Genomic DNA, 15,868 nt, shown 5'->3' with positions numbered 1-15,868 from the left:
GGCAAGGAGGTTTTCCTATTTGCAAAAACCCGTTGAACCAAAAAAGATCCTTTGCATCCACGACCTGTCCGGCGTGGGACGGTGCAGCCTTGCAGTGATCCTGCCCGTGCTGTCGGTCATGGGCTTCCAGCCGGTGGCGCTGCCCACGGTGGTGCTTTCCACCCACACCGGCGGTCTGGGCATCCCCGCCCGGATGGACAGCAGCGCCTACGGCATGGCCGCGCTGGAGCACTATCAGGCGCTGGAACTGCAATTTGATTGTATCTATACCGGCTATCTGGGCGGCGAAGCACAGGTAGCGCTGGCTGAAAAAGCCTTTGCCCTGTGGCCTGCCGCCTACAAGGTGGTGGACCCCGTGATGGGCGATAACGGCAAGGCCTATTCCACTGTTACCCCGGCGCTGATCGAGCGCATCCGCAATCTGTGCCGCGCGGCAGACCTGATCCTGCCCAACTACACCGAAGCACAGCTGCTTTTGCAGCAGCAGCCCGTGACCGAGCAGCTGGACGATGCCGCCGCGCAGGCGCTGGCAGATGCTTTGCAGCCGCTGGCCCCCAACGCGGTGGTCACCGGCCTGCCGCTGGGCAAGTACATCGGCTGTGCCGGTACCGGCACGGATCGTTTCGTTATCAAAAAGCTGCATATCAGCCGCAGCTTCCCCGGCACGGGGGATCTGTACGGCGCAGTGCTCATCGGCTCGCTGCTGCAGGGCAACGCCCTGAGCGCTGCTGCCGATAACGCCGCAGAGTTTGTTTCGCTGGCTATTCAGGGTACGCCCTGCACGCAGGACACCCGCTTCGGCGTGTGGTTCGAGCCGCTGCTGCCCCGTCTGTGTCCCCTGCGGGAGGAACCGGAGGGCATCTTATGATGAACAAGCCGACTTTGAATATCGTTCTGGTAGAGCCCCGCATCCCCCAGAACACCGGCAACGTGGCGCGTACCTGCGCCTGCACCGCCTGCCGTCTGCATCTGGTAGGCCCCATGGGTTTTGCCATCGACGACAAAAAACTCAAGCACGCCGGGCTGGACTACTGGCACTATCTGGACATTACCTACTACGACGGCCTTGCGGACTTTTTCGCCCGCAACAACGGCCCTTACTATTACTTTACCACCAAGGCTCCCCAGCGCTACACCGATGTACAGTACCCGGACGGGGCTTATCTGGTGTTCGGGCGCGAGGACGCCGGTCTGCCGGAGGCGCTGCTTGCGGAAAATCAGGAGCACTGCATCCGTATGCCCATGCGGGACACCTGCCGCAGCCTGAACCTTTCCAACAGCGTGGCGGTGGGCGTGTACGAGGTGCTGCGGCAGTGGGATTTTCCGGAGCTGCTGGACCACGGCCACCTACGAGATTATGAATGGAAATGAGGGAAATTATGAGCAAGATCGCGATCCTGACCGATTCCTCCTGCGATATCCCGCAGGAGATGGCTGAAAAGTACGGCATTGATATCATGAGCTTCCACATCCTGCTGGATGATGTGGACTACGTTGAGCGTGTGGACTGCACCAACACCGAATTCTACGATAAGATGCGCGCGGCAAAGGGTGTGCCCTCTACCGCCGCCATCACGCCTATCCAGTTCTGTGAAAAATACTGCCAGTATGTGGACGAGGGCTACACGGATGTCATCCATGTGCCCATCAATAAGTCCGGCTCCTCCACCTACAACAACGCCCTGATGGCGCAGGGTATGCTGCGGGAAGAGCGCCCGGAGCATCATCTGAACATCCATCTGCTGGACCCCCACACCTATTCTATGGTGTTCGGCTGGTATCTGTGCGAGATGGCACGCAAGCTGCAAAACGGCGCAGAGATCCGCCACGTCATCCACGAGTTTGAGCGGCAGATGAACTGCATGGAGGTCGTGCTGGGGCCTTACAGCCTGAGACAGATGAAAAAGAGCGGCCGCATCTCCGCCGCCGCAGCCGTCATGGGCGAGCTGATGGGCATTCGTCCCATCATTACCCTGATCGACGGCAAGACCAAGGTGGAAGCCAAGGTGCGCGGCGATGAAAAAGTCGTGCCCGCTATGGTAGACCTGTGCCAGAAGCGCGCCGGGGATGTGGAGGACTTTGAGTATATGATCGGCCACACCAACATCCCGCAGGCAGAGGATCTGGAAAAAGCCTGCCGCAAGGCCTTTGGCAAGCCGCCGCTGGCCGTATTTGAGCTGGGCGGTGTGGTCTCTGCCAACACCGGCCCCGACACCGTAGCGCTGACATATACCGGCCACCCCAGAGGTTAAAACCATTTGGAATGGCCGCCGCTGCGCTTTGGCCATATTCAGCGGAATCATTATTTGAAATTTCGGAATACCGGAGCGTCTGCGGACGCTCCGGTATTCCATTTTTACATGAATACGCCCAGAGCAGCGCGGCGGGCAAGTTTTAATCGTCCTCTTCCCATTGCAATCTGTCCGATTTTGTGATATACTTCCTTCTGCTGTGCTTTTTTGTGCAGTATCCTCAAAGAGCAACTTAGGATTTTAGGCTCCCCGGCATCACTCGAGCAGTGCCGGGCAAAACCCACAGGAGCTGGCGGTTCCTGTGCGGTCAAAATCAAACCGCTGGAGTATTATCATGAATCAGAATTCTTCCGTCCGTAAGCTGGTGCACTGCGGTGTAGTGGCAGCCATCTATGTGGTGCTGTGTCTGGCACTGCAGCCCCTTTCCTATGGTGCTGTGCAGGTGCGCGTGGCCGAGGCTCTGTGCCTGCTGCCCGTGTTCGGTGCCGAGTACATCGTAGGTGTTGTGCTGGGCTGCTTCCTTGCAAACCTGCTGGGCTCCACCATCGTGGATGTGATCTTTGGCACACTGGCTACCCTGCTGGCCTGCCTTGTCACCTACAAGCTGCGCAATGTGCGCTTCAAGGGTCTGGCCATTGCCGCCAGCCTGCCGCCGGTGCTGTTCAACGCGGTGATCATCGGCATTGAGATCGCCGTGATGTTCCCGGACCCCACGTCCAGCGCCCCCATCTGGCTGGCCTGCATCACCAACGGCATCTCGGTGGGCATTGGTGAGCTGATCAGCTGTACCGTGCTGGGCGTCGTGCTGGTAAAGCTGATCGAGAGCAACGCCGCACTGCGCAAGGTGTTTGCGACGGAATAACACAAGGAGGTTTCCATGCAGCCGAACGGTATGATCTTCTGGGACTGGAACGGTACCCTGATGGACGATGTGGATTTTACCCACAGCTGCCTGAACTGGATGCTGGAGACCCACGGCTACCCCCAGCGGTACGATCTGGCTGCCTACCGGGAGCTGTTCGGTTTTCCCATCGAGGACTACTACCGCTGCGCCGGGTTCGACTTTGCGCGGCACCCCTACCCGGAGCTTGCCGCCCGCTTTATGGAGCATTACAACGCCGGTGTGCCCGGCTGCGCTGTAACGGCACATGCCGTTGACACCCTGCAAACGCTGGCCCGCATGGGCTGGCAGCAGGCCGTGCTTTCTGCCTCCCGCCGTGATTACCTGATCGAGCAGGTATCCGCCCGGGGTCTGCAAGGCTTTTTTACCGAGTTGCTCGGCCTTGCGGACATTTACGGCGTAAGCAAGGTACAGCTTGGCACCGACTATCTGCGCCGCACCGGCATTGATCCTGCGGCCTGCGTGATGGTCGGCGACACCGACCACGACGCCGCGGTGGCTGCTGCCATTGGTGCGACCTGTGTGCTGTACACCGGCGGGCACCAGTCCCGCGCCCGGCTGGAAAAGGTCAGTCCCTACGTCATCGACGACCTTGCCCAGCTGCCCGCACTGCTGGAAACGATATAATATTAGTGGCTCAGAAACACCTGTCGGTGTTTCTGAGCCACTTTTTTTGCAGACAGCGGTCTGCCCTGTTCAAGTCCTGCTGCTTCGAAAGAAAGACCGTGCGATTTTCTTTTTTTAATCGTATTTACGTCTGCCCGCCCGAATTTTCCTGTTTTCAGCCCATTTAGGGAATTTTGTCGCTCTGTCAATCGCCATTTTCACGCCCTTCTGTTACAAGAGAACCAGAAAAAAGTTTAGAGGAAATGGGAAAAGACATGGTTTTTTGGGGCGGGTGTGCGGTTTCCTTCCAAAATCAGGAAAGCTACCATTAACGATATGTTCTCATACTGTGAACTCAGCATGAGGGCATATCGTTAATCAAAACTGCTTTTTAAACCGTTCAGCAAATTCCTGCCACTGGCCATGAACCAGTAGAGAAACCGCTTTATTTACCTTAGCGCCAAAAGTATGTGGTTTTGCAATACCTATTAGCCTACGCCGCATTTCACTATTGCTCATAGCAAATGGATTATCTATGCTAAACATCACATCGTAATTGCTGCGGTAGCGCAAACGCAGCGAATCATCAATTTTCTCGTTATTTTTGCAGACACCATACGTCCATGCAGTATGTGAGACATCATCTGCATTGTTTTTTTCATGCTGCTGCGCATATTCTCTGTACAAAGTATGAAACGGAACTTCATCTTCTGGCAACCAATCTCTCATGCACTTTTCTGCTGATGCGCCGAAGCCTGAAAAATGAATAAAGCGCAGCGAATCTCCCTGGATAAAATACTTTCCATTTTCGCAGGTCATGCCACACTCGTATAATGACCATGGTGCAAAATCATATCCACGATGTTTGAAAATATATGTATCAAAAAAGCACGGTGCCAAATCAATCCATTTTTGATCCGTGAAAATCCCACGCTGGATATCATCATAGCAAAACAGATATAAACGTTCTGCCCACCAATTAATAAATCTTTTTGCCTCATCTGAATTATTAACTGCAAGAAAACCAAGATTATAAACTCCGTGCGCTGTAGACGATAGTTCCATATCAATATTTCCCGGCTGAAGTAGATGAGGGCAAAGAACGATGGGTTTCGTATTCAAAAGTTCTCTTAATTCTACAAAATCCGAGTAAACATAACAATCCGGATCCAAATAAATAAATTTGTTTTCATTTGGATAGCTCTTTTGCAGATAACGAAAGAACTGACCTTTCACTGCAGTTGATGCTTCAACAATCGCATGTTTATAGATAAATTGGTCAAAGTTTCCTTCCCACATATCCTTGGACAGAATCACCTGATCAAACGCATCGAAGTTTGCGCAGTTCGGCATTTCTCGCTCTGTCAAACATACAAAAAACTGCGCATCCGGCATATGAGTTTTCACTGATTCTGCAAGGCATCTTGCTTTATGCAGATAGTTTGCACAGATCGATGTAAAAATAATCATATATTTTTCTCCTTAATTATGTTCGATAATCCATTTTATAAACTTCCCTAAAATCGGAATATTTTTCACGCCCTGAACCATTTTCAATTCAGTTTCCAATTTTTTTCGCAAAAAAATCTGTTCAATCAGAGCATCTCTCATAATAGGAATGACTTCATCATAATTATTTTTATAGAAATCCTTATGGTTTTCAAAAATGCGTCGATAAATCTGTTGCACTTGCGGACAACTTTCTTGAAATGAAGTTGTTCGTGAGACAGGTTTGATACGATAGTGAAATAACACCTCTGGAATCTGATAAATTTCCCTTCCCAACTCCAAAATCGAAAGCCAAAAATCGTAATCTTCCATTCCAGCATCCATATTTGTTTTGAAGCCACCAACAGTTTCCCAGTCGGATCGGTAAAACATTGATGTAACAAATACTATATTATCTAGCAACATCGCTCTTCGTGAATAATCCGGTAATTCCCATCGACCACTTTTTTCACCAAAAAGATCTGCCTGACAATATACAACTCCGATATCCGGCTGCGTTTCAAGTACATTCACGGCTTTTTCCAGATAAGTTGGCTCAATGGTATCATCTGAATCCAGCGGTAGAATATACTTTCCTCTTGCACGTTCAATTCCATAGTTTCGTGCCCCCGCCGGTCGCAGGTGATTTGTATGGAGAACCGTAGTTTTTCCATCATTAAGAGTAGAAAGAATTGATACTGTTTCCGAATCATCGGATCCATCGTCAACAATAATCAATTCAAAATTGGAATATGTCTGCCTTCGTAGACTGTCGATAGCTTCCTTAATATATCTACCATCATTATAGCATGGCATTATTACACTAACCAGTGCCGCACTCACTCTAGTCATCCTCCTACATCATCTTTTTATTTTTCAACTTCTCGAATCAGATCAAAAATTTTCCATAGCTTTCCATGTTTGATCTCTTCAACAAGCACTTGGAGAGTTTGAAAATGTTCTTTCAAAAGCGTCTTGTCTTGTCGAAGAGCCTCTTCTCGCCTTCCATTTTCTTCCATTTCCTTTTGAATGCGCTCTTTCAACAATATCTTATCTTGCCGAAGACTCTCTATTTCAGCTTTTTGATCTGTGATTTTCCTTTTTGAAACGAGATCCGTTTCCCTCAATTTTTCTTGAAGAGCCTCTTCTCGCTTTCCGCTTTTCACTATTTCTTTTTGAAAACATTCTGCCGCATACAATTCTCTTTCCCCGTAAAAGGGAACAAGCCTATATTTAATTTTTAATGCTGAGTACTCTTCATTAATCAAATAATTCATTTCATTCATATGGTTTCCCATATGAACAAAGAACGATTCATTACCTAATTTCTGTGCTGACGTCCAATTGTACGACATTTCACTTTCAGAATTTCCATATCCTATTATTTGTAGGTGTTCAATGATTCCTGAACCTTCATATGGTATAAACCGAATGCTCTTCATTAAATAATCTTTAGGCAACTCAACAGTAACTTCATTCCATCCTTCCTGAATTTCAACCGAAATCTCATTTTGAGATTCTCCGTCAGGAAGAATCCTCGCATAAACCGGCTCTTTGATTTGTCCATTTCCTAATAGATCAATTGTTTTTTGCTCCGAATTAAATGAAAGTTCTAGCAAATATTGATATACCTCTCCATATTTGCGCTGCTTCAAAAGATGTCCTAACTCAGCTCCAAGATCTTCATATCTTGAAGGCAATTCTGTATCCGAAACACATTTCAATACCGCTTCCTGCTTATTAATATAGAGTCCTACATTTTTGAGCATCTGACAAATAGATTCATATGCAAAAAAGTGAATATGGGTGTTGTCAAGTAACCCAAGTCTTCCATATGTAAAGCGATTTTGTAATAGCTCAATGATAACAGCATTGTGTGCAACATTTGGAACCGAAAGCAAAATCTTACCAGTTGGCTTCAGAAGCTTCGATGCTTTCTGTAGTGTATGTTCTGGGTCAGCAAGGTGTTCTAATACATCCAGCGCAACAATATAGTCATATCTATTTTCGGAAAAGACCTCATACCAGTAGTCCAAATTTAAATTTCCGTTTGTACCGACAACCGCCTTTTCAGCATACTGTGCCGCTAATTTTCCATCCTGCTCGTCTAACTCTACAATATCAATGTGGCATTTCTTTTTCTCATATAGTGATTTTGTTAGAGTTCCCCCAGCGGGGCCCAATTCTAAAACTCTGGAATTGACTTCAACATTTTCGAAAGCCCACCGATTTGTGCGGTTCTCTTCGATATTATAACCAAAGTCGTATTTGCTCATTTATCAACCTCTTTGCAATAAATTTTCGTATTGCAATCCAGCATAATAACTCCACCGTTTCCGCCAACATTCGTTATCTGAACATAGAGAACACCATACAGCCACGTTAAAACCTTATAATTGTCTCTCGAACCTTCAGAAACAGCAATCGATATTACATAGTCGCCGTTAACAATCGGTGGCATCTCAAATGTAAAATCCACTCGATTATATGTATTAGCCTTTACGGTAAAAGGCTTCTTAAATCCTGTTGATTCGCTGTTGCAGTTAATAATCCACAATCCTTTTACCGTTTCAAGAACGAAGCCAGTGATGCATTCTGGAATATCGACTTTTGATTCAAAAATTACAGATAAATTATATTGTTCTCCAGCACAACATGCGGAAACGCGTTCTCCTTTGGAATTTTTTAAGAAAGCACTCACTATTTTGACGTTATCGTTTAAAACGCTTTCATTTGAATATGTAATACCAGGCCAATCATCAATGTCAAATTTCTCTGCATCAAGCACGGCGTCCCCTTGCCCGATTTTAATTGATTCAGAACTTCTACGTTGCTTTTCCTGTTCGTAATCTGTACTACGTTTATTATTAATCAAATTCAAATATTGATTGCATACCTCCACGCTGTCTCCAACCATCATCTGCTTTCCATGCTCAATCCACAAAACTCTAGAACAGAGCTGCTTGATTGTACCAATATCATGTGATACAAATAATACCGTAATTCCTTTTGCACGTAATTCTTCAAATTTTCTATAGCACTTATTCTGAAAAAAAACGTCTCCGACAGAGAGTGCCTCATCCACAATAAGAATTTCCGGCTCAATACTTATTGCAACCGAGAACGCCAGTCTAGCAAACATACCGCTAGAATATGTCTTTATAGGCTGATAAATGAAGTCCCCAATATCTGCAAACTCAACAATTCCAGCAATTTTTTTATCCATCTCCTTTTTGGTAAATCCCATCATGGTACCATTCAGGTAAATGTTCTCGATTCCTGTATAATCTCGATTGAATCCTGCACCAAGCTCTAATAGTGCCGAAATTCTTCCATTCACAGTAATTTTTCCACTAGAAGGATGTGCTACGCCAGTAATAAGCTTTAGTAATGTAGATTTACCTGATCCATTTGTACCAATGATGCCAAAGGTCTCCCCTTGCTCTACATCAAACGAGATATTATTCAGCGCATAGTATTCACTATGGTACTTTTTCCCTGAAAAACTCAAAATTTCTTTGATGCGATCTTTTTGTTCTGAGAAAATATCATATTTTTTAGAAACTTGCTGTACTACAATTGATTTTTCTGGCATTCTTTATTACCCCTTATAATACATCATCGAAATGTTGCTTTGCTTTATTGAATGTCCGGCTTCCAATTAACCAAAGCACAATTGTAATTCCCCAGAAATATAAAGTATTGACCCTATGGGCATAGAACGGAATCTGGTAAACAAAGCAGTCACGATATCCATTACAGATATAATATATCGGATTTAAACGAATGAGCATCTGTGCACCTTTTGTTAATTGAGATGGATCCCAGAAAATCGGTGTCACCCAAAAACCTGTCTGAATAATAATTGATACAATATTGGCCACATCACTAGTAAACGGTGTAACAGCGGAAGTCAGCAAACCAATTGCTAAAGAAATAGCCATACAGCAAACAGCATAATAAATAACTTGCAGATAATAAAGATTCGGCAACCTGCCATAGCACAGATTCACAAAAATAATAAAGGCAATAAAAAACAGATGAATCAAGGTATTCGAAACAATTTTGATTGCAGGAATGATTTCTACTGAAAAATTCACTTTTTTTACAAGATAACTATATTCCTGAATACTATTAGTAGCCTGACTAACGGATTCTGAAAACAGATTCCATGACAAAAATGCAGGCATATACCACACAATAAAAGGAATATCTCCTTCCAGATTAGATGACTTAAAGCCTGCCTGAAATACAAGCCAAATTACAAGCATATTAATTAATGGCTGCATAACAGTCCACGCTGCCCCTAACACAGAAGATGAAAATCTTGATTTCACATCGTTCTTTGCAAGTTCAAATAAAAGTTTTCTTTCTTTAAAACATATTTTCAACATATTAATCACTCGTTTTTCTCCACAACCATAGATTTAAAATAGAAGCCCCAAAAGCTACCACGCCTTCCAATACTTCTTTAGAAAAGCCGACAGCATTTTTTTCCATCTCGGCGTATATTTTTGTCTGATAAAATCATTAATTTCTCGGTGACATTCTCCGAAGTTCAGCACATCTACATATTCCGAGAAATATTTCTGTACATCGTTATAAGCATGTTTAAGCTTTCGATCTCGCCGGAAATTATTTAATGGCACACGATACATACTTGTAATTTCATTCACCATTTTGAAATTTGTGTGTGCCGCGTAACGCACCCACAAATCCCAATCCTCCAGGTAGTCTACATTTTCTCGAAAGCCACCATATTGCTCAAAAAGACTCTTTTCAAACATCACAGATTGGATTGGGAGATAATTCGTATGCAGCAAATACATACGGTTAAACGGCTCTCGAAATCGGACTTTTTTTCGGACATCATAAAAAGTCCTTTTTCTTTTCCGATAAATTGCGGCGGCTTCCTCGGCAACGGAATAAACGGCCTTTTCCTCTGCTGACTGCAATGTTTGCAGTAGTATTTCTATATGTTCTGGGTATAACACGTCATCATCATCCAGAAAATTCAAGTACTTTCCCTGTGCTACCTTCATACCCAAATTTCCAGCTTTTGCACGTCCAACTCTTTTCCCTGTTGAAATATATCTTAGTTGCAGGTCAGAATATTCCGTGCATATCATTTGACGTGAAATCTCAAGTCCATCTTCAATCACTACAGTTTCAACATCTGGGTAGGTCTGCTTTCGAATGCTCTCAAGTGCTCCTCGTAGAACCTCTGGTCGTCCACAGGTCCGAACAATTATTGAAACTTTATCCATCTTTCTCACTTTCGTTTAAATGCCCCAAACACCACCAGCCACAAATCACTCAGGCAGTTTCTTGGTGAATTGTAGTACCCCCACCACGGTGCCAGTGCCAGCCAGCGGAGCGGACTGCGTGTTTCCATGAGCTTCTGCCGCTTTGCACACCAGATCTGCGCCGCAGCAAGCATTTTGCAGCGTTCTACCGGCACAGCATCCGGGTGCTCTGCCGCAAAAGATTGCAGGGCACAAAGCTGTTTGTGGATATAGCGCAGGTTTTCTTTTTGCAGGGCAACATCTTTGTAGCGCACCCCGGATGCATTATTAGAATACCGCACGTAATCCATCAGCACACGGTTGTAAAACCATGCGCCGTCCTGCACTGCGGCCATAAGCCATAGAAATTCGTCGTGGGGCGAACCATCAAACCACAGCTCTTTGACCGCATCAAAAAAGTCGCGCCGCACCGCATAAGTACAGCCCGGATAAGGGTTCATAAAGAAATGTTTGGTAAATCCATATCTTGTAATTAGGCCCTGCGTTTCTGCAGGTGTTTTCTTGTAAACCGTTGCTTTTAGGGCTCCAGGCTCGTAGAGCACACGGTAATCGCAGGCAAGGAGTTTGATTTCCGGGTGCTGTTCCATCACTGCGGTCATTTCTGCAAGCTTCTTCGGGTACCAGATATCATCCTGGTCGCAAGGGAAAAGAATGTCCCCTGCGGCTTTTCGCAGACCCTCCATAAAGTTTTGCTTCCAGCCTTTGCGCTTGGCATTGACATAAAACTGCCAGCTCTCCAGACAATTCTTGCGGATGAAGCTCTGTACCAGCTCAATTGTGCCATCCGTGGAGCCATCATCAAAGATCAGCACCTCATCTGGTGCACGCTCCTGCTGCAACAACGACAGAAGCTGCTTTTCCAGATGCATTTTTCCGTTATAGGTGGTCACGACCACTGATATTCGCAAAATGATGTTCCTCCATTCCATACAGCGCACAGACCTGCCTGTCCAGATTTTCTTCTGCAAATCCAGCACTCTCTACGCAATGTCCCGCAAGGCTACGTTCCATCGGCTTTGTCTGGACAATACGCTCTGCCCATGCTTCATCAGGCTGTGTAAGTGCGAGGAACTGAGTCTGCGGCAGGATCTTCACTTCCTGCGTGATCGTGTCAGCAAAAATGCAGGGCAGACCGCTGGCCTGCGCTTCTACACCCACAATGGGCAATCCCTCAAACAGGCTGGTCATCACAAATACATCCATCGCCTGCAGATAATCTTCCGGCCTATTCACATTACCGCAAAACAGCACCATCTCCGCAATGCCAAGCGCCTTGGCTTCCTGCTGAGATTGTTCGAAATTTTCTCCTTGGCCGCAAAGCAGAAGCCTTGCCTGTGGCTTTTGCTGCAAGACTGTTTTGAAGATGCGGAAAAGCCGAGTGTGATTTTTTTGCTGACTGAAACGGCCAATGTGGCCAACCACAAAGCAGTCCTGCAGCCCCAATTTCGCCCGCATTTGTTCTCGTACGGACGGGGAAAAGGAAAAACGCTCGCAGTCTATTCCATTGACAAGCACCCGGAATGGCCGGGTATATAACATCTCTCCCGCCGCACGCGAACACGCCACCGGATCCGTAACCAAACGGTTCAGCAGTCTGCCAAGGGTCGCTTGCTTAAGGGCAGGCTGGTGCGCGCAGTTATGACAATGCGTAATGCGCACTGTCGCGCCGCCAGCCCATACAGCCAGCAAGTCAAATGCCATCGTGGCACTATTGCCGTGGATGTGCACAACTTCATAGCCTTTCTTCTTGACCAATGCTGCCAGTGCGGCCATATAGCAGGGCAGCTTTTTTTTACGGGAAGGCAGCTGATATACGCTGCCGATCGCTTCCAGCTGCGGCTGGATATCCGCACTGCAGCCTTCACCCAGTGCAAAGCCCACCAAATATTCCCGTGCCGCTATGCGGGCTACCCGGAGCAGGATCTCTGTCAAACCGTCCATGGTAAGCCGTGTTGTTGCGATCAGCAAAACCTTCTTCATGGCCGATTGCCCTTCTTTTGCTCCATAGTATCCCACATAATTCCTATCTTTTCCAACTTTTCTGCTCGTTCTGAAGTTATGATGCAATTACTGTTTTTGCCTGACTTCTTCCGGGCACTTTTTGTCAAGCCAATCATCGGCTCCGTTTATAACCATCTGCCATACAGCTGACACAAGGAGTATTCAGATCTCCGTAAGGGTATCTTCCATTGCAATCATTTTCGACGTAATTGTACGAATTCTCCTGTTATTTTATCATGGATGCAGAGGGAAATCAATATAAACAGAGCGGGTTTTCTCAGACAAAAACATTGCATGAAGCGTTTCTTTTCAACAACACGCTTATTTTAAGGAGAAACGTCCCAGCCGATCCCCCATGCTCGAATAGGTTGTCAATCTGGCGTCAACTTCTGCTTGCCAGCAGCCACACAAAAAAAGACAGTCCCACCACCCGGTGGAACTGTCCTCGACATTTTCCTCGTTCAGCTTTACAAAAAAGTCTGTCAGAGTCAGCCTCCAACAGATTTCCTGTTTGCGCCTGAAATAATTTTTGGCACTTTTTCAAAACCGGCTCGTCATTCTGCCGAATAAAGAAAAAAGCACGAAAATTCTTAGCGAATCAACGTGCATTTTTTGGTCGGAGCAGCGGGATTTGAACCCACGGCCTCCTCGTCCCGAACGAGGCGCGCTACCAACTGCGCTATGCCCCGAAAATACCGCAGCTTATTCGGCTGCGGTAACTGGTTGGGGATGAGAGAATCGAACTCCCACAAGTAGAGTCAGAGTCTACCGCACTACCACTATGCAAATCCCCAATATTCGGTTGTGTCAGCCGCGCCGTGCGTTGCTGACAAGGGATATTATACACGCCGGCGGGCTGCTTGTCAACCATTTTTTCAGTTTTTCTGCAAAAGTTTTCGCAGCGGCCGCCCGGTGTACATAGGCTTGTAAATTTTTGGTTTTTCTCTTGACAGCACTCCCCTTTCGGAATACTCTAATACTATAAAAAGGTAGGACCCCGGGTGCTCCGGCATCCTTTGCCGGGCGGTCCGGCTTTGCCTGAATGATAAGGAAAGAGGGCTTTTGAATGAAAAAACGTGTTGGTATCCTGACCTCCGGCGGCGATTGTCCGGGCCTGAACGCCACCATCCGTGGCGTTGCAAAAGCACTGTACGCCCGCATGGGGGATAACGTGGAGATCGTAGGCATCGCCAATGGCTACAGCGGCCTGATCAACGGCGATTACCGCGAGATGACCGAGGACGACTTCCGCGGCATCCTGACCTTAGGCGGCACCATTCTGGGCACCAAGCGCACCCCCTTTAAGATGATGCGTGTGGTGGAGGACGACAACATTGATAAGGTCGCCGCCATGAAAAAGACCTACAAGGCTGCCAAGCTGGACTGCCTGCTGTGTCTGGGCGGCAACGGCACCCATAAGACCGCCAACCTGCTTTCACAGGAGGGGCTGAACATCATCGGCCTGCCCAAGACCATTGACAACGATATCTACGGCACCGATGTGACATTCGGTTTCCATACCGCTGTAGACATCGCCACTGACGTCATCGACCGCATCCACACCACCGCCGGCAGCCACAGCCGCGTGATGTGCATCGAGATCATGGGCAACAAGGCCGGCTGGCTTACCTTGTATTCCGGCATTGCCGGCGGCGCGGACATCATCCTGCTGCCTGAGCTGCCCTACGATATCGACCGCGTGTGCGAGGCCGTGGAGCGCCGTGCGAAGAAGGGCTCGAACTTCTCCATCCTCGCCGTGGCCGAGGGTGCCATCAACACCGAGGAAGCCCGCATGAAGCGCAAGGACTGGATGGCCAAGCGTGCTGAGGCAGGGCTTGGCACCACCGCCACCAACCGCATTGCGCAGGCGGTACAGAAAAAGACCGGCATGGAGACCCGCGTGTGCATCCCTGGTCATATGCAGCGCGGCGGCAGCCCCAGCGCCTACGACCGTGTGCTTGCCACCCAGTTCGGCAGCTATGCCGCACAGCTGGTGGAGGTGGAGCGCTACGGCGTGACCGTGGCCATGGTGAACCGCCGGGTGACCGAGAACCGTCTGGCAGACATTGCCGGCAAGACCCGCAATGTGCCTGAAAACTGCGAGCTGCTGAGCGTGGCACGCCGCATGGGCGTCTGTCTGGGCTGAGCACCAATTTGCGTTGGGATACTATGGATAAATAGCACAAAAATCGGACAGACCGCGGTCTGTCCGATTTTTGCATTTCACCATTTCTCAGCGGTCAGTCACATCATGCCGGGTGGGCAAGCCCTCGGCAAAGGCGGCAGCGCTTTCCAGCACACTGAGCACCATGCTCTTTACAGCCTCGTAGGTGTAGAAGGCCGTGTGGTCGGTCAGGAGCACGTTGGGCATCGCGCGCAGCGCAGCCAGCTCCGTGTTCGGGATCACATCCCCCATGCGATCGTAATAGTACAGACCGTTCTCGTTTTCCAGCACATCCAGACTGGCAGCACCCACCTGCCCGCTTTCCAGCGCCTTCAGCAGAGCATCGCTGTCGATCAGCTTGCCGCGGGCGGTATTCACGATGGTCACGCCGGGCTTCATCTTGGCAAAGGCTTCGGCGTTGAGCAGGTGATGGTTTTCCTCGGTGGCATTGGTGTGCAGGGTGATGACATCACTCTCGGCAAACAGGGTGTCCAGCGGCACATACTCCGCGATCTTCTTTACCTCTTCACTCTGGTACAAGTCGTAGGCCAGCAGACGGCAGCCAAAGCCGGACAGGTGCTTCAGCACAGTCTGCCCGATGCGTCCCGTGCCAATGACGCCCACAGTGCAGTGGGAGATATCCCGTCCGAGCTTGCCCTTCAGGGAGTAGTCCTGCACTTCGCCCCGCTTGAGGATGTGCCCCGCCTTGCGCAGACTCATCAGCATGAGCATAATGGCAAAGTTCGCCACGCCCTCGGGAGGATAATCCGCATTGGATATCTTCATGCCCAGCTCCCGTGCCTTTTCCAGATCTATATGGTCGTAGCCGATGGAGCGGCAGCAGATGGCTTTCACCCCAAGATCGTGGAAGCGCTGCAGCATGGGTGCGCTCATATCGCAGGGAGTCACCGATACCGCATCGCAACCTGCGGCCAGCTGGGCGTTCTCCATGGTGGGATACACCTCAGTATAACCGTACTCGATGCCATACTGCTTTGCCAGTTCCTCTACGATGCCCTGCTCATCGTAGGGGCGCAGGGTGTAGAAAAACACTTTGACTGCCATAAAATCTCCTCCTGATCTTTCTGCTGTGCGGTGCGCCCGCTTCTTTATAAGGGTGTCTTTATTGTAGCACGTTTATGACTGACGG

General features: G+C 48.4%; 15 protein-coding genes, 2 tRNA genes and 1 riboswitch. Of the genes, 6 read left to right on the top strand and 11 right to left on the bottom strand.

Annotation, left to right across the window (positions count from 1 at the left end):
• Positions 1–19: 19 nt before the first annotated feature.
• The 5 genes from C4N24_RS05660 (at position 20) to C4N24_RS05640 (ending at position 3,780) form a co-directional block, all read left to right on the top strand.
• The gene (locus tag C4N24_RS05660) at positions 20–868 is read left to right on the top strand and encodes a bifunctional hydroxymethylpyrimidine kinase/phosphomethylpyrimidine kinase (protein ID WP_112090655.1); all 849 of its coding nucleotides are present in this window, start codon (positions 20–22) and stop codon (positions 866–868) included.
• Positions 865–1,371, top strand: a complete 507-nt coding sequence (locus C4N24_RS05655; protein ID WP_097779495.1) for a tRNA (cytidine(34)-2'-O)-methyltransferase — start codon at positions 865–867, stop codon at positions 1,369–1,371. Before C4N24_RS05660 ends, C4N24_RS05655 begins: the two co-directional genes overlap by 4 nt.
• Positions 1,362–2,252: a DegV family protein gene (locus C4N24_RS05650; RefSeq protein WP_112090654.1), complete on the top strand. Its 891-nt coding sequence runs from the start codon at positions 1,362–1,364 to the stop codon at positions 2,250–2,252. The genes C4N24_RS05655 and C4N24_RS05650 overlap by 10 nt, the downstream gene beginning before the upstream one ends.
• A 225-nt stretch (positions 2,253–2,477) precedes the next feature.
• Positions 2,478–2,579, top strand: a riboswitch (PreQ1-III riboswitch).
• A gap of 7 nt (positions 2,580–2,586) precedes the next feature.
• Positions 2,587–3,114 (top strand): QueT transporter family protein, encoded by a 528-nt coding sequence (locus C4N24_RS05645; RefSeq protein ID WP_112090653.1) that lies wholly within the window; start codon positions 2,587–2,589, stop codon positions 3,112–3,114.
• 15 nt (positions 3,115–3,129) lie between these two features.
• The gene (locus tag C4N24_RS05640; RefSeq protein WP_015536844.1) at positions 3,130–3,780 is read left to right on the top strand and encodes an HAD family hydrolase; all 651 of its coding nucleotides are present in this window, start codon (positions 3,130–3,132) and stop codon (positions 3,778–3,780) included.
• A gap of 357 nt (positions 3,781–4,137) precedes the next feature.
• Here C4N24_RS05640 and C4N24_RS05635 read toward each other — a convergent pair whose 3' ends face one another.
• The 10 genes from C4N24_RS05635 to C4N24_RS05585 form a co-directional block, all read right to left on the bottom strand.
• Positions 4,138–5,229, bottom strand: a complete 1,092-nt coding sequence (locus C4N24_RS05635; protein ID WP_207657269.1) for a hypothetical protein — start codon at positions 5,227–5,229, stop codon at positions 4,138–4,140.
• Positions 5,230–5,241: 12 nt separating this feature from the next.
• Positions 5,242–6,090, bottom strand: coding sequence for a glycosyltransferase (locus C4N24_RS05630; RefSeq protein WP_242983188.1), 849 nt, complete (start codon positions 6,088–6,090; stop codon positions 5,242–5,244).
• A 26-nt stretch (positions 6,091–6,116) separates the two neighbouring features.
• Positions 6,117–7,523 carry a class I SAM-dependent methyltransferase gene (locus C4N24_RS05625; protein WP_112090652.1) on the bottom strand — a complete coding sequence of 469 codons (1,407 nt, stop codon included), beginning with the start codon at positions 7,521–7,523 and terminating at the stop codon, positions 6,117–6,119.
• Positions 7,520–8,842, bottom strand: a complete 1,323-nt coding sequence (locus C4N24_RS05620) for an ABC transporter ATP-binding protein (RefSeq protein ID WP_112090651.1) — start codon at positions 8,840–8,842, stop codon at positions 7,520–7,522. The genes C4N24_RS05625 and C4N24_RS05620 overlap by 4 nt, the downstream gene beginning before the upstream one ends.
• Positions 8,843–8,855: 13 nt before the next feature.
• Complete coding sequence (locus C4N24_RS05615) at positions 8,856–9,641, bottom strand: ABC transporter permease (RefSeq protein ID WP_112090716.1); 786 nt, start codon at positions 9,639–9,641, stop codon at positions 8,856–8,858.
• Between the two features lie 54 nt (positions 9,642–9,695).
• A complete protein-coding gene (locus C4N24_RS05610) occupies positions 9,696–10,514 on the bottom strand; it encodes a glycosyltransferase family 2 protein (RefSeq protein ID WP_112090650.1) in 819 nt (272 codons plus the stop codon).
• A 5-nt stretch (positions 10,515–10,519) separates the two neighbouring features.
• Positions 10,520–11,422 carry a glycosyltransferase gene (locus C4N24_RS05605; protein WP_181573055.1) on the bottom strand — a complete coding sequence of 301 codons (903 nt, stop codon included), beginning with the start codon at positions 11,420–11,422 and terminating at the stop codon, positions 10,520–10,522.
• Between the two features lie 7 nt (positions 11,423–11,429).
• A complete protein-coding gene (locus C4N24_RS15145; RefSeq protein ID WP_146746791.1) occupies positions 11,430–12,533 on the bottom strand; it encodes a glycosyltransferase in 1,104 nt (367 codons plus the stop codon).
• A 634-nt stretch (positions 12,534–13,167) separates the two neighbouring features.
• Positions 13,168–13,243: transfer RNA gene (locus C4N24_RS05590), tRNA-Pro, on the bottom strand.
• A gap of 31 nt (positions 13,244–13,274) precedes the next feature.
• A tRNA-Gln gene (locus C4N24_RS05585) sits at positions 13,275–13,348 on the bottom strand.
• A 272-nt stretch (positions 13,349–13,620) separates the two neighbouring features.
• On the opposite strand from C4N24_RS05585, the gene C4N24_RS05580 reads away from it, so the two are divergent.
• Positions 13,621–14,700, top strand: coding sequence for a 6-phosphofructokinase (locus C4N24_RS05580; RefSeq protein ID WP_112090647.1), 1,080 nt, complete (start codon positions 13,621–13,623; stop codon positions 14,698–14,700).
• An 87-nt stretch (positions 14,701–14,787) separates the two neighbouring features.
• Here C4N24_RS05580 and C4N24_RS05575 read toward each other — a convergent pair whose 3' ends face one another.
• Complete coding sequence (locus tag C4N24_RS05575; RefSeq protein ID WP_112090646.1) at positions 14,788–15,783, bottom strand: D-isomer specific 2-hydroxyacid dehydrogenase family protein; 996 nt, start codon at positions 15,781–15,783, stop codon at positions 14,788–14,790.
• Positions 15,784–15,868 lie beyond the last annotated feature (85 nt).

It is taken from the genome of Faecalibacterium prausnitzii (assembly GCF_003287405.1).
Lineage (GTDB): Bacteria > Bacillota > Clostridia > Oscillospirales > Ruminococcaceae > Faecalibacterium > Faecalibacterium intestinale.
The sequence above is the reverse complement of the archived record's forward strand: the minus strand, read 5'-3'. Positions and strand labels throughout refer to the sequence as shown.